Source organism: Polaribacter sp. (assembly GCF_024639685.1).
Taxonomy (GTDB): domain Bacteria; phylum Bacteroidota; class Bacteroidia; order Flavobacteriales; family Flavobacteriaceae; genus Polaribacter.
On the sequence record NZ_JAHEHX010000019.1, the window covers coordinates 284,343 to 304,197 of the forward strand.

The 19,855-nt window shown below is 29.8% G+C and carries 18 protein-coding genes; 1 reads left to right on the plus strand and 17 read right to left on the minus strand.

Translation table 11 applies throughout. The annotated features are described in order from the left end of the window. Positions 1–51 precede the first annotated feature (51 nt). From Q0L44_RS07305 to dnaB, 17 genes are all read right to left on the minus strand, one after another. The gene (locus tag Q0L44_RS07305) at positions 52–2,433 is read right to left on the minus strand and encodes a T9SS type A sorting domain-containing protein (protein WP_296637140.1); all 2,382 of its coding nucleotides are present in this window, start codon (positions 2,431–2,433) and stop codon (positions 52–54) included. Between the two features lie 615 nt (positions 2,434–3,048). Next, entirely contained in the window at positions 3,049–3,936 is an 888-nt protein-coding gene (locus Q0L44_RS07310) for an EamA family transporter (RefSeq protein ID WP_296637624.1), read from the minus strand. 48 nt (positions 3,937–3,984) lie between these two features. After that, positions 3,985–4,584 carry a bifunctional phosphoribosyl-AMP cyclohydrolase/phosphoribosyl-ATP diphosphatase HisIE gene (gene hisIE / locus Q0L44_RS07315; RefSeq protein ID WP_296637141.1) on the minus strand — a complete coding sequence of 200 codons (600 nt, stop codon included), beginning with the start codon at positions 4,582–4,584 and terminating at the stop codon, positions 3,985–3,987. Positions 4,585–4,602: 18 nt separating this feature from the next. After that, positions 4,603–5,358: an imidazole glycerol phosphate synthase subunit HisF gene (gene hisF, locus Q0L44_RS07320; protein WP_296637142.1), complete on the minus strand. Its 756-nt coding sequence runs from the start codon at positions 5,356–5,358 to the stop codon at positions 4,603–4,605. A gap of 62 nt (positions 5,359–5,420) precedes the next feature. After that, a complete protein-coding gene (gene hisA / locus Q0L44_RS07325; protein WP_296637143.1) occupies positions 5,421–6,158 on the minus strand; it encodes a 1-(5-phosphoribosyl)-5-[(5-phosphoribosylamino)methylideneamino]imidazole-4-carboxamide isomerase in 738 nt (245 codons plus the stop codon). A 61-nt stretch (positions 6,159–6,219) separates the two neighbouring features. After that, the gene (locus tag Q0L44_RS07330) at positions 6,220–6,396 is read right to left on the minus strand and encodes a GIY-YIG nuclease family protein (protein ID WP_296637626.1); all 177 of its coding nucleotides are present in this window, start codon (positions 6,394–6,396) and stop codon (positions 6,220–6,222) included. A 129-nt stretch (positions 6,397–6,525) separates the two neighbouring features. After that, on the minus strand, positions 6,526–7,107 hold the full coding sequence (gene hisH / locus Q0L44_RS07335) for an imidazole glycerol phosphate synthase subunit HisH (protein ID WP_296637144.1): 582 nt from the start codon (positions 7,105–7,107) through the stop codon (positions 6,526–6,528). A 70-nt stretch (positions 7,108–7,177) separates the two neighbouring features. After that, positions 7,178–8,317: a bifunctional histidinol-phosphatase/imidazoleglycerol-phosphate dehydratase HisB gene (gene hisB, locus Q0L44_RS07340; protein ID WP_296637145.1), complete on the minus strand. Its 1,140-nt coding sequence runs from the start codon at positions 8,315–8,317 to the stop codon at positions 7,178–7,180. Next, a complete protein-coding gene (hisC, locus tag Q0L44_RS07345; protein WP_296637146.1) occupies positions 8,310–9,356 on the minus strand; it encodes a histidinol-phosphate transaminase in 1,047 nt (348 codons plus the stop codon). Before hisC ends, hisB begins: the two co-directional genes overlap by 8 nt. After that, on the minus strand, positions 9,356–10,639 hold the full coding sequence (gene hisD / locus Q0L44_RS07350) for a histidinol dehydrogenase (RefSeq protein WP_296637147.1): 1,284 nt from the start codon (positions 10,637–10,639) through the stop codon (positions 9,356–9,358). The genes hisC and hisD overlap by 1 nt, the downstream gene beginning before the upstream one ends. 12 nt (positions 10,640–10,651) lie before the next feature. Continuing rightward, the gene (gene hisG, locus Q0L44_RS07355; RefSeq protein WP_296637148.1) at positions 10,652–11,509 is read right to left on the minus strand and encodes an ATP phosphoribosyltransferase; all 858 of its coding nucleotides are present in this window, start codon (positions 11,507–11,509) and stop codon (positions 10,652–10,654) included. Positions 11,510–11,753: 244 nt separating this feature from the next. After that, entirely contained in the window at positions 11,754–12,083 is a 330-nt protein-coding gene (locus tag Q0L44_RS07360) for a hypothetical protein (protein WP_296637149.1), read from the minus strand. Between the two features lie 9 nt (positions 12,084–12,092). After that, positions 12,093–13,418, minus strand: coding sequence for a dicarboxylate/amino acid:cation symporter (locus tag Q0L44_RS07365; RefSeq protein WP_296637151.1), 1,326 nt, complete (start codon positions 13,416–13,418; stop codon positions 12,093–12,095). Between the two features lie 62 nt (positions 13,419–13,480). Then, entirely contained in the window at positions 13,481–14,614 is a 1,134-nt protein-coding gene (bshA, locus tag Q0L44_RS07370; protein ID WP_296637153.1) for an N-acetyl-alpha-D-glucosaminyl L-malate synthase BshA, read from the minus strand. A gap of 184 nt (positions 14,615–14,798) precedes the next feature. Next, positions 14,799–15,644, minus strand: coding sequence for a transketolase (locus tag Q0L44_RS07375; RefSeq protein ID WP_296637155.1), 846 nt, complete (start codon positions 15,642–15,644; stop codon positions 14,799–14,801). A gap of 98 nt (positions 15,645–15,742) precedes the next feature. After that, positions 15,743–16,927, minus strand: a complete 1,185-nt coding sequence (locus Q0L44_RS07380; protein ID WP_296637627.1) for an asparagine synthetase B — start codon at positions 16,925–16,927, stop codon at positions 15,743–15,745. 147 nt (positions 16,928–17,074) lie between these two features. Then, on the minus strand, positions 17,075–18,598 hold the full coding sequence (gene dnaB / locus Q0L44_RS07385; RefSeq protein WP_296637156.1) for a replicative DNA helicase: 1,524 nt from the start codon (positions 18,596–18,598) through the stop codon (positions 17,075–17,077). Between the two features lie 138 nt (positions 18,599–18,736). On the opposite strand from dnaB, the gene Q0L44_RS07390 reads away from it, so the two are divergent. After that, positions 18,737–19,813, plus strand: coding sequence for a DUF3810 domain-containing protein (locus Q0L44_RS07390; RefSeq protein WP_296637157.1), 1,077 nt, complete (start codon positions 18,737–18,739; stop codon positions 19,811–19,813). The last annotated feature ends 42 nt before the right edge of the window (positions 19,814–19,855 follow it).

Here is a 19,855-nt window from a genome sequence, read left to right on the forward strand (position 1 = left end):
AAAAAAGGATGATAGCAAAACTATCATCCTTTTCTTATTCTTAATACTAGTTTACTCTTTAATCAACTTAATAGTTGTTTGACCTTTAGTTGTATTAATTTTTGCTAAATAAACACCTGTACTTAAACTGGTTGCTTGAATAACAGATTGAGCATTAATAGTAATTGGTACAAATACTTTTTTACCTAATACGTTATAAACTTCTATACTAGTTATTTCTGCATCTTGCGAATTAATATTCCAGCTTGTTTTTGTTGGGTTTGGAAATGCAGCAACAGATACTTTTAAGTTATCTGTAGTACTTAAAGTTGTATTTGGCTCTATTATAACACTACCCAAAGCACTTTCATCATCTGGATTAGCATTTAAACCTATAATTTCAAAACCATATTGAATTTTTAAACCTGTAGTTAATTCTGCTGCAGTTGCAGAAACAGAAAAATCTCCACTTGCTGGTAATGTTATAATTTTTTCTCCATTAAATACATCATTATTATTAGGATCTAAAGCTTTAATAAAAAACTTTGCTGTATAATCATCACTTAATGTGTTTGCACTTATTGTTCCTTGAAACGTTAAGTCTTTTCCATTAAATGTTGCGCCAGGTTCTACAAAACTAGTGGCTTGCATCATTTTAGCTCCTAATGGGCCTGCAGTAGCACCTGCATCCGAAGAATTTGTCCAGTAAGCTCTTGCAGCGTTATCTCCTGTTAAGGCTTCTGTATACATATTAAAGTTTGGTTGTAAAACAATGTTACCTGAGTTAAAAGAAGATTTTAATTTATCAAATTCCCAAAAGGTTTCAAAACCATCATTAGCTCCACTTGGATTTGAAACTGTCATAAAACCTTTCCATTCCTTTGTTTCATCTACAGTAACAAGGTTAGATGAATCACTCCCTGTATTATCGTCAGGCTGAGCGTTAAAAGTTATATTATCAAAATAAACAATGTTATCTTGATTCCTAGCTAAAAAATCTGGAATAATAACTAATAAATTAAAAGTTTTACCAATTTCTGATTTAAAGTCAAAAGCTAACTCTTCCCAGTCTCCATTAGTAACTGTATTAGCTACTTTAATTTCTTTTGCTATACCACCTGCTCCTTCAAATTTTATACCAACGTCCGTTGCCACATCTTTCCTAACCATTATTTTAACAATACTATTTGTATCATCAAACGTAAAAGAACCAATGTCATCAGATATTACTAATGCCCAAGGATTTCCAGCAGCCTTTGCTGTGAATTTTGCCACTTTAGCCGAAGTATTTGCACCGTCTGTTTTTGGATTATCTACAATTTCTAATGCAGGATTAGAATCATTTTGATCTACAGTCCAATCAAAATTAGCTCCAAAACCATCATCTTCAAAATCAATAGGCTCTAATTCATAGTTCACAGTATCTGTGGGTTGTGCGCTAAAGGTTAAGTTATCGAAATAAACAATGTTATCTTGACTTCTTGCTAAGAAATCTGGAATAATAACTAATTTATTATAAGTAACACCTATTTCAGTTTTAAAATCAAAAGTTAATTCTTCCCAATCTCCATTAGTAACTGTATTAGCTACTTTAATTTCTTTTGCTACACCACCTGCTCCTTCAAATTTTATACCAACGTCCGTTGCTACATCTTTTCTAACCATTATTTTAACAATACTATTTGTATCATCAAATGTAAAAGAACCAATGTCATCAGATATTACTAATGCCCAAGGGTTTCCAGCAGCCTTTGCTGTGAATTTTGCCACTTTAGCCGAAGTATTTGCACCGTCTGTTTTTGGATTATCTACAATTTCTAATGCAGGATTAGAATCATTTTGATCTACAGTCCAATCAAAATTAGCTCCAAAACCATCATCTTCAAAATCAATAGGCTCTAATTCATAGTTCACAGTATCTGTGGGTTGTGCGCTAAAGGTTAAGTTATCGAAATAAACAATGTTATCTTGACTTCTTGCTAAGAAATCTGGAATAATAACTAATTTATTATAAGTAACACCTATTTCAGTTTTAAAATCAAAAGTTAATTCTTCCCAATCTCCATTAGTAACTGTATTAGCTACTTTAATTTCTTTTGCTACACCACCTGCTCCTTCAAATTTTATACCAACGTCCGTTGCTACATCTTTTCTAACCATTATTTTAACAATACTATTTGTATCATCAAATGTAAAAGAACCAATGTCATCAGATATTACTAATGCCCAAGGGTTTCCAGCAGCCTTTGCTGTGAATTTTGCCACTTTAGCCGAAGTATTTGCACCGTCTGTTTTTGGATTATCTACAATTTCTAATGCAGGGTTAGAATCATTCTGCTCTACAGTCCATGCCCAGCTATCTCCTAAACCTCCAGATTCAAAATCTACAGGTCCATTTTGCGAATGCGCAAAAAATGTTGTTGTTAATAAAATAAGTAAAGTAATTTTTTTCATGTTTATGTATTTAGAATTAAATATTTCTAAAATTACTACATGACATATTAAATATTCAATAAATTTATTGCATAAAAAGTATACATATCTTAATTTAAAATAAGAATTAATGAAATTAACTGCAAACAAAGAGATTTTCGTTATTAAAATATTTTTTAAAAAAAGTAATTAAAATGATTTGTTGTAATAATGTTGTGGTAATTATAAATATTTACATCGTCTATAATTAAAATTTTATGAATATTTAAGATCTATTACACACTTTATTTGTTTCTTGTGTAAAAATGATTTGAAAATAGAATACACTGTATTTTAAAATATAAAAAAATACAGTGTTCAAATCAACTTAAAATATAATATTAATCAACGTAATAAAATTTTAGATCTTGTTTCCTTTAACTTTTTACATATCCTTTCATCTTTAGTTAATCTAAAATAGTGTACAAAAATAAAATCATAGAAACATTATCTAATTTTTTTAAAATTTGAGTACTAGTTTAGAGATCTAATAGAATTGCTTTTAATACAGGCTGTTGTTCCGCAGTTAAATTTGTGAGTAACAATAGGGGTAGTTATCAACTATAGTTAAAAATGAATTAGAGATAAAAAAATATTTTATTTTCTTTTCCTAGTAGTAATAAAGTATACACCAGTAAGCAACACAGCAGACGCAATTATTGATTGCACAGATAACTTTTCATTTAAAAAATACCAACCCATAAATAATGCTATAACAGGGTTTACATAGGCAGAAGTAGAGACTTTTTCTGGACTTACTTTTTTTAGCAAATAGTTAAAAGCTGTAAAAGCAATGATACCTCCAAATACTACAAGTAAAGACATGGCTATTTTAACTTCTAAACTCCAATTTACTGGAGAAATCCAAGTTTCATTAAACCCTAAACTCATAAACAGCAAAAATGTACCTGCTACTAACATTTGGTAACCAGTAGTTACCAAAAAACTTTTTGGTAAATCTGCTTTAGAGACAAATACACTTCCATAACTCCAACTTAATACACAAGTCAGCATCATAAAAACACCTATTAATCTACCTTCAGAAGAAACTAATTCTTTTTGATTTACTAATAAATACATCCCAAACATGCCCAAAACCACGCCAACTATAGATTTTTTTTGAAAAGGTTTTCTGTCGATAAATCTTAATAAAAATAAAACAAATAAGGGTTGTGTAGAAGCTATTAAAGCACCAAAACCACTATCTACAAATTTTAAAGCCCAAACAAAAACTCCATTCCCATAAATTAGAAAAAAGAAAGAAGCTATTGCGGAATTTAACATTTGCTTTTTACTTATTGTAAAGGAATGTTTCAAAATTAAAGCCATAATTATCATTAAAATACCGGCAACAAGAAAACGAATTGAGGCCAAAAAAAACGGAGGTAATTCTGTTACTGCAACTTTATTAAATAAATAAGTAGATCCCCAAATAATGTAAATGGAGATAAAAGATAAAATTATTAAAACCTTAGAATTTTTCAGATGATGATATTTAATTTTAAATTAAAAACTGTATTTCAATAATATAAATTATTTTTGTCTCATTATTAATTCTGCTTCAATATCCTTTAAAGTAAAACCTTTAGCCTGTAATAATATTAAGTAATGAAATAATAAATCTGCTGATTCGTATAGAAACAATTCATCATTATTATCCATAGCTTCAATAACAGTTTCTACTGCCTCCTCACCTACTTTCTGAGCTACTTTATTAATTCCTTTCGAAAATAAACTTGCTACATAAGATTTTTGAGTGTCTTTATTGGCTACTCTCTCAGAAATAACACTTTCTAAAGTTGATAAAAAACCAAAGTTTGATGTGTTTGTTTCATTCCAACAAGTATCAGAACCTGTATGACAAGTGGGTCCTTTTGGATGAACTAGAATTAATAATGAATCATTATCACAATCATTTTTAATATCAACCAGCTCTAAAACATTACCACTTTCTTCACCTTTAGTCCATAATCTATTTTTAGTTCTAGAAAAAAATGTAACCTGCTTAGTTTCTATAGTTTTATTGTACGCTTCCTGATTCATATAGCCCAACATTAACACGTTTTTTGTTGTGGAATCTTGAATGATTGCTGGCACTAAACCATCGTTATTTTTATTAAAATCTATTGTCATCAGTCTAAAAATTGCTATTTATAATCGAATTGGAATGTTGTTATTTTTTAACTCTTGTTTTAAATCAGGAATAGGAATCTCTCCAAAATGAAAAACACTTGCTGCTAATGCTGCATCTGATTTACCTTCTACAAATGTATCTATAAAATGTTGCACAGAACCAGCTCCTCCAGAAGCTATAATTGGAATATTCAGTTCTGTGGATAATTTTGCTAAAGCTGCATTTGCAAAACCAGCTTTTGTGCCATCATTATTCATAGATGTAAATAAAATTTCTCCTGCACCAAGTTTTTCAACTTCCTTAGCCCAAGCAAATAAATTTATATTAGTAGGAATTGTACCTCCTGCCAAATGCACTAACCACTCACCATCAACTTGTTTAGCATCTATTGCTACAACCACACATTGGCTTCCAAATTTGTCAGATAATTCATTAATCAAATCTGGTCTTTTTACTGCTGAGGAATTGATTGATACTTTATCTGCACCAGATTTTAGTAAGGCATTTACATGCTCTACAGAAGAAATTCCACCACCAACTGTAAACGGAATATTTACTTGCTCAGCCACCTTTAAAACCATGTCTAAGGTTGTGCCTCTATTTTCTAAAGTTGCAGCTATATCTAAAAAAACAAGCTCATCTGCGCCTAAATCTGCATATTGTTTTGCTAAAACTACTGGATCTCCTGCATCAATTAAATTTACGAAGTTGACACCTTTTACAGTTCGTCCGTTTTTAATATCTAAACAAGGAATTATTCTTTTTGTGAGCATAGTATTGCTTTTGGCATTTTGCTTTTAGCTGTTTGCAAATAGCTAACATCTAAAACAAATAGCTAATTATTTAATATAAAATTTTCCAATTGCTTTAAACTGATTTTATTCTCATAAATGGCTTTACCTATAATAACACCTTCACAACCATTTACTGCTAGTTTTGGCAATTCATCAAATGTTGAAATTCCACCAGAAGCAATTAATTTTAAAGGAGTTACCTTTGACAACAATTCTGAATACATATCAAAACTTGGCCCTTGTAACATTCCATCTTTAGAAATATCGGTACAAATAACATATTGAATTCCTTTTTGCTGATACTCTTTTACAAAAGGAATTAAGGCCAAACTACTTTCTTCTTGCCAACCATTTGTTGCTATTTTCCCTCCTGAATTATCTGGATAAAAATCGGCTCCTAAAATAATTTTATCAGCACCATATTTAGTAATCCAGCTTTCAAAAATACTAGGATTTTTAACAACTATACTTCCACCTGTAATTTGATTTGCACCAGAATTAAAGGCAATTTCTAAATCTTTATCAGATTTTAAACCACCACCAAAATCTATTTTTAAATTTGTTTTAGAAGCAATTTGTTCTAAAACTTTATAGTTGATAATTTCACTTGCTTTTGCACCGTCTAAATCAACTACATGCAAGTTCTCAATACCTGAAGCTTCAAATTCTTTGGCAACCTCTAAAGGGTTTTCATTATATATTTTTTTGGTATTATAATCGCCTTTTGTTAAACGAACACATTTACCATCTATAATATCTATTGCTGGAATTATTCTCATTGATTAACCTGTTAATCAACCCTGAACTTGTTTCAGGGTGTTTATTATATTTCTAATATTCTTAAATCGGATTTGATTTTTCAACCAAATTCCATTTCAAATCTATATGCCAATTCTTCAATTGACTTTCTCTTTTTCTAGCCATTTTATTATCTTCAAATGTTTCAAAATAAATCAATTCAAAAACATTATACTTTCTTGTAAAATTAGCTCCATTTCCAGATTTATGAACTTTAATTCTTTTTCTGAGTCTTTAGTAAAACCAACATATTGTAAAGTTCTATTTTTATTTGATAAAATGTAACAATAATAATTCACAATTTAAATAACTAAAAATAATAGATTCTGAAAAACCTTCAGAATGAAATTATAGCTTTAAAAAATTCTCAAGAATTTTTGAACCTTTAATTCCAGACTTTTCTGGATGAAATTGTACTCCATAAAAATTATCTTTATATAATGCTGAAGCATATTCAATTTCATAATCTGTTGTTGCAATAGCTTCTGAGCAATTTTCTGCATAAAAACTATGTACCAAATACATAAATTCTTTTTCCTTAATACCTTTAAATAAGTCTGATTGTAAGTTATAAATCACATTCCAACCCATTTGAGGAACCTTTAGTTTTTCAGAAAACTTTTTAATAGCAACATCAAAAATACCTAAACCTTTGGTATTGCCTTCTTCAGAGGAATTACACATTAATTGCATACCCAAACAAATACCCAAAACTGGTTGTTTTAAAGTTGGAATAACTTTATCTAAACCACTTTCTTTTAGCATTTTCATTGCTGAACTTGCTTCACCAACTCCAGGAAAAATTACTTTATCTGCAGCTTTTATTTCATCAATATTATTAGATAAAACAGCTTCTATACCTAATCTCTTAAAAGCAAACTGTATGCTTTTAATGTTTCCTGCACCATAATCTATGATTACTAATTTCATTTTTGATAGCTTTTGGCTTTTGGCTTTCAACTTTTAGCAAACAGCTAAATGCAAATGACTAAAACCTAAATTATAACATTCCTTTTGTTGAGGGTAAAAACATCTTATTGGCATCTCTTTTTACAGCCATTTTCATAGCTTTTGCAAACGCTTTAAAAATACCCTCTATTTTGTGATGCTCATTTGTGCCTTCTGCTTTGATATTCAAGTTGCATTTTGCACCATCTGTGAATGATTTAAATAAATGGAAAAACATTTCTGTTGGCATATCACCTATCATTTCACGTTTAAATCCTGCATCCCACTCTAACCAATTTCTACCTCCAAAATCTATAGCCACTTGTGCTAAGCAATCATCCATAGGTAAACAAAAACCATATCTTTCTATACCCAATTTATTGCCCAAAGCTTTATAGAAAATTTCTCCAAAAGCAATCATGGTATCTTCTATAGTGTGATGTTCATCTACTTCCAAATCACCATCAACTTTAATGGTTAAATCCATGTTTCCATGTCTACCAATTTGATCTAACATATGATCGAAAAACTTTAAGCCAGTATCAATGTCATTTTTACCTGAACCATCTAAATTTATCTGAATGTAAATTTTAGTTTCATTAGTATTTCTTGTGATTTCTGCAACTCTGTCTTGTAATTTTAAAAACTCATAAATTGTTTTCCAATCTGTGCTTGTTAATGCAATTGCTTCTAAAATTTCTTTTTTTGATGATTCAATTTCATCAGCTCCTAACTCTAGATTTTCAGATAAATAAATACCTTTTGTACCTAAATTTTTAGCCAACTCCATATCTGTAATTCTATCACCCAAAACAAAAGAATTTTCTAAATCATAATCATCAGAAAAATACTTGGTTAACAAACCTGTTCTTGGTTTACGTGTTTCTGCATTTTCATGAGGAAAAGTTTTATCAATACAAACCTCAGAAAAAACAACACCTTCTTTTTCAAAGGCTGTTATGATTTTATTTTGAGCAGGCCAAAAAGTATCTTCAGGAAATGATTCTGTACCTAACCCATCTTGATTGGTAACCATTACCAATTCAAAATCTAATTCACTGGCTATTTTAGCCATGTATTGAAAAACCTTAGGATAATATTCTAATTTTTCTAAACTATCTAATTGATAATCTACAGGTGGTTCTAGAACCAAAGTTCCATCTCTATCTATAAAAAGTACTTTTTTAGGCATTTTGTAATTCTTTTAATGCTTGTAATAATTTCTTGTTTTCAGCTGTTGTTCCTACTGTAAATCTCAAACAATTATCACACAAAGGCTGTGTAGTTCTGTTTCTAATTACAATACCCAACTGAATTAATTGGTTGTATCTTTTAGATGCATCATCTACTTTTACCAAAACAAAATTGCAATCTGAAGGATAAATATTAGATATAAAATTGATGCTTTTTAAAGAGTTCATTAGTTGTTCTCTTTCTTGCTTAATTGCTTTAATTTCTGCTTCAACTTCATCAACCTTCTTTAACCTTTCAAAAGCTTTTTGTTGGGTTAATTCGTTTACGTTATAAGGTGGTTTTATCGAATTTAAAATAGAAATTACTACTTTTGATGCATAACAAACTCCTAAACGAATTCCTGCTAAACCATAGGCTTTAGACAAGGTTTGTGTAATTACCAAATTTGGAAATTCTTCTAAACGATTTAACCAACTTTCTTGCTCAGAAAAATCGATATAAGCTTCATCAATAACAACCAAGCCTTTAAAATTATTTAAAAGTGTTTCTACTTTTTCTGTTGAAAAGCTATTTCCTGAAGGATTATTGGGTGAACATAAAAATAATATTTTACTGTTGTTATTAGCAGCATCTAAAATCTGATCAACTTTAGGCTGAAAATCTTCAGTTAATAAAACCTTTTTATTCTCTATAGCATTAATATTAGCTAATACAGAATACATACCATATGTTGGTGGTAATGTGATAATATTGTCTTTATTTGGTTCGCAAAAAGCTCTAAAAATTAAATCCAAAACTTCATCACTTCCATTACCTAACAAAATATTTTCTTTAGCAACATTTTTAATGGTTACTAAAAGATCTTTTACATCATTTTGTTGTGGATCTGGATAACGATTTACACCATTTTCGTAAGGATTTTCATTAGCATCTAAGAAAATCATACTTTCTGAAGTGGCATCTTTGTACTCATCTCTAGCAGATGAATAAGGTTTAATATTTTTGATGTTATCTCTAACTAAATCTAAAACATTCATTATTGTAAATCTTTTAAACGAAGTGTAACAGCATTTTTATGTGCATCTAAACCTTCTGCTGCAGCCATAATTTCTATAGCATTTCCAATATTCTGAATACCTGCTGCAGATATTTCTTGAAACGTAATACTTTTTTTAAAACTGTCTAAATTAACGCCTGAATAGTTTTTTGCATAACCATTTGTTGGTAAGGTATGATTGGTACCTGAAGCGTAATCACCTGCACTTTCTGGAGTGTAATTACCAATAAAAACAGATCCAGCATTAGCAATGTTATCTATATAATAATTGTTATTATTCGTACAAACAATAAAATGTTCTGGACCATAATCATTAATTAAATCTAATGCAATTTCATCTGATTCAACTAAAATTGATTTTGAATTCGCGATTGCTTTTTTTGCAATCTCTTTTCTAGATAATTGCTCAATCTGTGAATTCAATTCAGTTTCCACATCATTAATTAATTGTTGAGAGGTAGATACTAAAATTACCTGTGAATCTACTCCATGCTCTGCTTGACTTAACAAATCTGATGCTACATAACTCGCTTTTGCTGAATCATCTGCAACTACTAACAATTCACTAGGTCCTGCAGGCATATCTATAGCAACTCCATGTTTTGTGGCTAATTGCTTTGCAACTGTAACATATTGGTTTCCTGGACCAAAGATTTTATATACTTGTGGAATACTTGCTGTACCAAAAGTTAAACCAGCAATAGCTTGAATTCCACCAACTTTAATAATTTTTGTTACCCCACATAAATTAGCAGTATACAAAATAGCTGGATGAATTTTACCTTCAGCATTAGGAGGAGAACACAATACAATTTCTTTAGAACCTGCAATTTGTGCAGGCACTGCTAACATTAAAACCGTAGAAAAAAGTGGTGCTGTTCCTCCTGGAATGTACAAACCAACTTTTTGAATTGGTCTTTTTTCTTGCCAACAAAGAACCCCATTTGCAGTTTCTACAACTACTTTGTTTGTTTTTTGTGCTTGATGAAATTTACTAATATTCTTATAAGCTAGTTTAATGGCATCTTTTAATTCTTGAGACACACTTTTACTTGCTTCTTCGATTTCATTTGAAGTTACAGTGTTCGAAGTTAATTGCACCTTATCAAATTGATTGGTGTACTTGTTAACTGCAACATCTCCTGTCTCTAGAACTTCTTTAAAAATTTTAGAAACTGTAGCTTCAATATCATCTACTGTTTTAGTTGGTCTTTCTAAAATTGCAGACCACGTTTCTTTATTAGGATTTAGAATAACTTTCATCTACAATAAAATTTAAAGCACCATTTTTTCTATTGGACAAACTAAAATTCCTTCTGCTCCATTAGCTTTTAATTCATCAATAATATTCCAGAAATCATTTTTACTAATTACTGTGTGCACAGAACTCCAATCTTCTTCTGCTAATGGCAATACAGTTGGGCTTCTCATACCAGGCAATAAATCTAAAATTTTATCTAATTTATCATTTGGAGCATTAAGCAATACATATTTAGAATTTCTAGCTTTTAAAACCGACATAATTCTAAATTGTATTTTTTCTAAAATTTGCTTTCTTTCTTCATCAATTTCAGGTGAAACTGCTAAAACAGCTTCTGATTTTAAAAGCACTTCAATCTCTTTTAAACCATTTTTAAACAATGTACTTCCACTTGAAACAATATCACATATACCATCTGCTAAACCAATGTTAGGTGCGATTTCTACAGAACCATTAATGATGTGTAATTGTGCATCTATATTTTGCTCTGCCAAAAATTGTTTTACAGTTTCTGGATATGAAGTAGCAATTCTTTTGCCTTCTAAATCTTTTAAAGAATTTGCTTTTGAATCTTTAGGCACTGCAATTGAAACTTTACATTTAGAAAAGCCTAAACGTTCTACAAAATCTAAATCACTTCCTTTCTCTATTAAAACATTCTCTCCAATAATAGCAGCATCTACTACTCCATCTCTTAAATACTGGGGAATATCTCCATTTCTCAAATAAAAAACCTCTACAGGGAAGTCTCTTGCTGCAGCTTTTAGTTGGTCTTTTCCATTATCGATAGAAATACCAATGTCTTTTAAGATTCTCATTGAATCTTCATTTAACCTTCCTGATTTTTGTACTGCAATTCTTAAATAACTCATTTTTTAATTTTAATTTAAATAGAATTTGAGCAAATTCGGTTTAAAAATAAAAACCTGTTTGATTTGCTCAAACAGGTTTATAAATATCTTGATTTTATTCAATACATTTTTAAATCGCTTGAGAGCAATTGTAAAAATGATGATGATGATTTTGAAAAAATGTCATTTACTTTTTTATTGTTGCAAATATCTTACTTTTATTTTAATTACACCAAAAACTAAAGCTGAAAATTTTTATTAAATATTAATCTATTATTTTTTTTAGTAAAGTAAATATGTTTTTTTCTATTGTATCTACTGTTCCATCAGCAAAAAACACATTTTTAATATCTTTAATTAAAGCCTCTTTCTCTGTTTGTGTAAAATCATTTTCATATAAGTATTGTTGTATTTTATTTAAGTTGGTTTCTTCAGAATCTATAACAACTTCTGTATGAATTTTGTTATACATTTTTTCATCTACCCAGTTTAGAATATAATCTTGCTCTTCTTTTGATTCAAAATGATTGCAATGTGCAGCAAAAAGAAGTACATAAACTTCAAATTCTTTTTTACTCCAATTTAGCTTATTCATTTTTATAAATTATTTTACAGTATCGTAATTATCATCCCAATTTTTTGAATTAGGATCATGTAATTTACCCAAAGATTTTGCAATAATCATAGAAACAGTAGCATCTCCTGTTACATTTACGGTAGTTCTACACATGTCTAAAGGTCTATCTACAGCAAAAATAAGTGCTAAACCAATAGGTAATAATTCTGCAGGAAAGTTAATTGATTCTAAAACGATTACTAACATAACCATACCTGCACTTGGCACAGCTGCAGAACCAATAGAAGCCAATAAAGCTGTAGCAACAATTATTAATTGGTTAGAGAAAGATAACCCTTCTGGCCAAACAACTTGCATAATAAATACTGCTGCAATTGCCTGGTACAAGCTTGTACCATCCATATTAATAGTAGCCCCAACAGGTAAAACAAAACCAGAAACCTCTTTATCTACACCAAGGTGTTCTTCTACTCTCTCCATAGTTACAGGTAAAGTTGCAGCGCTAGAACTTGTAGAAAATGCTAATAATTGAGCTGGACTAATTTGTTTTAAAAACCAAATTGGTGATTTCTTTGTATACACGCTTACCAATAAAAGATAGAACCCAATCATTAATAATAATCCTCCAACAACACATAATGCATAAACTAAAAGTTTTAATAAAATTTCAGTGTCATCAAAAGCAATTATAACGTTGGCCAATAATGCAAAAACAGCATATGGAGCAAATAACATTATCAAATCTACCATTTTCATTACTACTTCATTTAAAGAATCAAAGAAATTCATTAAGGGTTTTGCTTTTTTTTCTGGAATTAATAGTAAAGAAATACCAACAAATAGTGCAAAGAAGATAATTTGCAGCATACTTGCATTACCTAGTGCATTAAAAATATTGCTTGGAAAAATATCTACTAAAGCTTGTAATGGTCCTGCATCGTTTTGAGCAGAAGCTTTTGTTAACTTATCTACAACTCCAGATGAAGTTTCATATTTCGCTTTAATTTTTTCAATTGTATCACTAGACATTCCTGTGCCTGGCTTTACCAAGTTTACAATTCCAAGACCAATAACAATGGCAACTAAAGTAGTTATCATATAAATAATCATTGTTCGTAAACCCATTTTCTTAATTTTAGAAATATCTTTTAAATCTGATATTCCTTTTATTAAAGAAGCCAATATTAATGGAACAGCAATTAGCTTTAGAAGATTGATAAATATAGTTCCAAAAGGTTTAATCCAGTCAATTACAAAACCTTTACCACCATCGATTGAATTCATTAAAAACCCAAAAAGGATTCCCAATACCATTCCAATTAAAATCTTCCAGTGTAATGCTAATTTTTTCATGTAATTAAAATTTATAGGTGTTGAAATATAAAGCTATTATTAGAAATAAAATAATATTTAAATTAAAGTATAGATTTGAAGCAAGAAGTGTAAATTTCTTCATAGATAGGTAAAATATTATCTAAAGAAAACATTTTAGTATGTGCTTTTGCATTTTCTTTAAATTTATTTAAAATACTGTCGTCTTGTAATATTTTAAGTGTGTTCTTAGCCATATCATCTACATCTCCTAAGTTACTTAAATACCCAGTTTCACCATGAATGTTAACTTCTGGTAAACCACCTGTATTTGTAGAAATTACTGCTGTTTTAGCTGCCATTGCCTCTAAAGCAGCTAACCCAAAACTTTCTGTCTTGGAAGGCAATAAGAAAACATCAGAATAACAAAGTATTTTATCAATTTCTGTGCTATTTCCTAAGAAAAAAACTTTTTTTCTTAAATTTAATTTTTTCGTTAAAGCCTCTACTTTTGCTCTTTCTGGCCCTTCACCAATCATTAATAGTTTAGATGGGATTTCTTTTTGAACTCTATAAAAAATATTAATAACATCTTCTACTCTTTTTACTGGCCTAAAGTTACTTATGTGTGTTATGATTTTTTCTTCAGGTTTTGCCAATGCTATTCGCCTACATTCTTCCTCTCTAGCCTTATCATATTTTTCTGTATCAATAAAATTATAAACCACTTCTATATTTTTTTTAATAGTAAAGAGTTTATTTGTTGTTTCTTTAAGATTATTAGAAACTGCTGTAACAATGTCTGAGTTATTAATACTAAATTCTACTGCTGTTTTATAGTTTGGATGACTACCCACAAGTGTTATGTCTGTTCCATGAAGAGTAGTCACTACTTTTACTTGAATACCTTTTTCCAATAACATTTGTTTAGCCATAAATGCGGCATATGCATGTGGAATTGCATAATGTACATGTAGTATTTCGAGGTCATATTTTTGAACAACTTCTACCATTTTACTAGATAAAGCCAATTCATAAGGTTGGTATTGAAAAAGTGGATATTCTTCAATTAAAACTTGATGAAAATGTAAATTATGGGATATAAAGTCTAAACGTACAGGTTGATTATAAGTAATAAAATGTACCTCATGGCCTTTATCAGCTAAAGCCATACCAAGCTCAGTAGCTACTACTCCACTTCCACCAAAGGTGGGATAACAAACGATACCAATTTTCATAGTTTATTTATAAATTAGGTTGATTTATCGCAAAAAAGATGTATTCATTAAAGAATGTAAATATAAAAGTTCTAACACACTTTGACGTTAAATAAAATCATAAATTCTGTTTACTATAACTATTAAAATAAAAAAGAGTTGTGCTTAAAAACACAACCCTTTAATAATATTTTGTAATACTTATTTAGTAATCTCCTATTGTAACAGGATTTTGATTTAAAGCACTTTCTAATTGCTCATCATTTGGTGCTTTACCATGCCAAGCATGTGTATGCATCATAAAATCGACTCCATTACCCATCATTGTTTCTAATAAAATACAAACTGGCTTTCCTTTACCTGTTAAAGATTTTGCTTCAACTAAGCCAGCTAAAACAACTTCTATATTATTACCTTCTTTAACTTCTATTACATCCCAACCAAACGCTTCAAACTTTGCTTTTATGCTACCCATTGGTAAAACATCGTCAGTAGCTCCATCAATTTGTTTTCCATTTAAATCAATAGTAGCAATTAAATTATCTACTTTTTTAGCTGATGCGTACATAATTGCTTCCCAGTTTTGGCCTTCTTGTAACTCTCCATCACCATGTAAAGAATAAATTAATTTATCATCGTTGTTTAATTTCTTAGCCTCTGCAGCACCAAGTGCAACAGATAAACCTTGACCTAAAGAACCAGATGCAATTCTAATACCTTCTAAACCTTCATGAGTAGTTGGATGCCCTTGTAAACGAGAATCAATTAATCTAAACGTATTCAACTCTTCTACAGGAAAAAATCCACTATGAGCCAAAACACTATAATAAACAGGAGAGATATGCCCATTAGAAAGAAAAAATAAATCTTCATTTTTACCATCCATGGTAAAGTCTGTAGAGTAATCCATTACTTCTTGATATAAACAGGTAAAAAACTCTGCACAGCCTAAAGAACCTCCTGGATGACCAGAATTTACTTTATGTACCATCCTTAAAATATCTCTACGAACTTGTTGCGTAAAATTTTGTAATTCTTGTGTTGTTGGCATTTTTTCTAAAATAATTTTATATGGCAAAAATACAAAAGAGATTTACTTTCTAAAGAAATAAAAATTTATTTATTGATGTTTTATTAACAGAACGTACTTTATGTTTTTTGCTTCTTCTTTTTTGCTGCAGGAAACAATACATTGTTTAAAATTAACCTGTAACCAGGTGATGTTGGATATAAATCTAGTTCTGTTTTTGGGTCTCCTACTCTATGTGTATAATCTTCAGGGTCATGTCCTCCATAAAAAGTAAACATTCCCCTACCTTTTGTGCCATGAATATATCTTGCTTCTCTATTGGTTTTGTTTTCTCCTAAAACTAATATGTTAGATTTTATTGTATTTCTATCAAAAGAAGTAGTTTGCCCCATAAAACCTTTTACTAAAGTTGTATGGTTTTGAGTTAACATGGTTGGTACAGGATCCCACTTTGCAGAGAATTCAATTAACGAAAAGTAATCTGAAGTTTTAGGAATTCTGCGTTTTCTTGTCATGTCTATAGAAGAAAATTCATATATAATTGGGCTTCTTTCCAATTGAAAGTCTTTGAAAGCAAACGTTTTATTGTAGTTAATTTTAGATTGATAATTTAAGGTTGATGCATCTCCATCAAACATAGCCTCTGCTATATCTAACCCATCTGCAGATAAAGCAATATCAAAACTATCTGTTGCAGAGCACATTGCAAACATAAATCCTCCACCAACTACATAATCTCTTATCTTTTTAGCAACAGCCAATTTTTCTTCAGACACTTTATTAAAACCTAGTTCTTTAGCTAAAGACTCTGCATTTTTTTTACCTTCTATATACCAAGGTGCAGTTCTAAAAGAACCATAAAACTTTCCATATTGCCCAGTAAAATCTTCATGATGTAAGTGTAGCCATTCATAAATTAATAATTTATCTGCTAACACATCTTTATCATAAATAATATCGAAAGGAATTTCTGCATAGGTTAAAACCATAGTCACAGCATCATCCCAAGGCATTTTATCTTTAGGCGAATACACTACAATTTTTGGTGCTTTCTCTAATGTTACTGCATCCTGATTAGAAGAAGGAGATGCAATTTCTTGCAAAATTAATTGTGCTTTAGCATTCGAAATTATTTGATAAGAAACTCCTCGAATTTTGCACTCATTTTCAATAGCCTTATTATTTTCTATCAAAAAAGCACCTCCATCATAATTTAATAACCATTTTGATTTTAAACCAGCTTCTAAACCAAAAAATACAATTCCATAGGCTTTTAGATGACTTTTTTGATTGTCATCATCCATAGGAACATAAATAAACGATGCCCATAAAGAGTTTGTAATCAATAAAAAAGTAGCTATTAAAAAGAGTTTTTTCATTTCAAAAACTAAAATACACAATTACTTTAAAGCTATTGTGTATTTCATTTAATTTATAAATTATGTAAGTTTTTAGAAGGGTACATCATCATCATTACTCCCAAATGCATCTTTTGGTTCTATTCTTTGATTAACAGAAAAATCGTCAGGAAAATCTGCATTCATAGAAGACTGGAACTCAGAACTAAATCCTTCTTCTAAATCAGAAAATTTTGCTAAATGCCCAGTAAACTTTAATCGAATATTGTCTAAACCACCATTTCTATGCTTTGCAACAATAAATTCTCCTTGACCTTCACATGGTGTATGTTCATCATCATCCCATTCTGTCATTCCATAATATTCTGGTCTAAATATAAAGCTTACAATATCTGCATCTTGCTCAATAGCTCCAGATTCACGTAAGTCTGACAATAATGGTCTTTTAGATCCTCCACGTGTTTCAACTGCTCTTGATAGTTGAGACAAAGCAATTACTGGTAAAGAAAGTTCTTTTGCTAATGCTTTTAAGTTTCTAGAGATAGTAGAAATTTCTTGCTCTCTATTTCCTCCACCTTTTCCATTTCCACCTGCAGTCATTAATTGCAAGTAATCAATTACAATAATTCTTACATTATGCTGAGATACTAAACGTCTTGCTTTTGCTCGTAAATCAAATATTGATAAAGAAGGTGTGTCATCAATAAAAATAGGTGCATCAGACAAGCGTTTTACTTTAACATTTAACTGTTCCCATTCATGAGGCTCCAAATTACCTTTTCTTAATTTTTCTGAAGTTAAACCTGTTTCTGAAGAAATCATCCTTGTTATTAATTGAACAGAAGACATCTCTAGAGAGAAAACTGCAACTGCATGATTAAAGTCTATAGCCATGTTTTTAGCCATAGAAATTACAAATGCTGTTTTACCCATACCTGGTCTTGCAGCAATAATAATTAAATCTGAAGGTTGCCAACCAGAAGTTAACGCATCTAATTTTGTAAAACCAGTAGCTAAACCTGACATACCTTCTTGGTTTCCTATTTCTTGAATCTTTTTTAAGGCTTGTTTAACAAGTGATCCAGCATCTTCTGAACTCTTTTTTAAGTTACCTTGTGTTACTTCGAACAACTTACCTTCTGCTTCATCTAACAAATCGAAAACATCTGTAGATTCGTCGTAAGAACTTTCTATAATTTCTGATGAAATTGAAATTAATTTACGTTGAATATATTTTTGTAAAATGATTCTTGCATGAAATTCAATGTGCGCAGAAGAAGCTACTTTCTGAGTTAAACGTATCAGGAAAAAATCTCCACCAACCATTTCTAGTTTTCCGTTCTTTTTCAACAAGTTAGAAACTGTTAAAATATCTATAGGTTGTGAATTTTGAAATAATTCATAAATAGCAGCGTAAATTTCTTGATGTTTTGCATCGTAAAAGGCATCAGAATGTAAGATGTCAATTACATCATCTATACCCTTTTTATCAATCATCATTGCACCCAATACAGCTTCTTCTAGCTCTACTGCTTGTGGGGGGATTTTTCCTTTTTCAAGACTTATAATTCTAGATTTATCAATCTTCTTTGCTGCTATCGTATTTGTTTTTTCCATTGACACAAATGTACTTTTTTAGGTTGATTAGCCTTTATTTTTGACAAGATTAATTTGTAAACATTTATTGTAAACAAAATTGTTATTATCTTGTTAATAACCAGTGATCTTTAAAATTGAATTGCTATTTTTACCTTGATGAAACGGAATAAAAAACAACTAATTATTGCTTTACTATTACCTATTCAAATGCTTTTAATGCGTTTGGCAGAGGAAAATTCTGCTTTTATTGAACGTTTTTATTCCAACGGAATCTATCCTATTATTTCATGGTTTTTAAGAAAATTATTTGACTGGATTCCTTATTCTGTCGGGGATCTTTTACTGGCTATTCTTATTCTATTATTCTTACGTTTTATTTTTTTACTATTTAAAAATAAGTTTAAAAATATACTTCCGAAAATCACACATTTTGTTGCATTTTTATCAATAATTTATTTTTGTTTTTATCTTTTTTGGGGCCTAAATTACTACAGAGAACCATTGGCTAAAAACTTAGGATATAAGCAAAATAAATACACAAAAGATCAACTAATAAAAAGCACTAAATTCATTGTAAAAGAACTAAATTATTATCAACATAAAATTACTGGTAATGATAGTATACAAGTGGAAAGTCCTTACTCTACAAACGAATTATATAAACTATCCTTAAAAGGTTATAAAAATTTAGAAAATGATTTTTCTCAATTAAGCTATCATACTTCATCTTTAAAAAGTTCTTCAATGAACTTGTTACAAAGTTACAATGGAACATCTGGCTACCTAAATCCATTAACAGGAGAAGCTCACATAAATGATAAAATTCCTAAAACAAGTTTTCCAACAACTGTCTGTCATGAAATAGCTCATCAAATAGGATTTGCTGCAGAAAACGAAGCAAATTTTGTTGGTTTTTTGGCTGCTAATTATAATGATGATATTTATTTTAAATACGCCAGCTATAAAATGGCTTTTGGATACAGTATTTCTGAAGTTAGGAAAAGAAATCCAGAACTATCTTCTCAACTTTGGCAAACTGTAAATAAAGGTGTTCTTAAAGATTTTAATGCCAGCTACAAATTTTGGCAACAGTATAAAAACCCTTTTGAACCCTTAGTTAAAAAGAGCTACAATGCCTATTTGAAAGCAAATAAACAAGCTAAAGGTATAGATTCTTATAATTATGTAGTGGATCTTCTTATCTCCTATTTTGAAGAGACTAAGCGTATTTAATTTTCTTAAAATTATGTTAAACTAAAAGTATTTATCTATTTA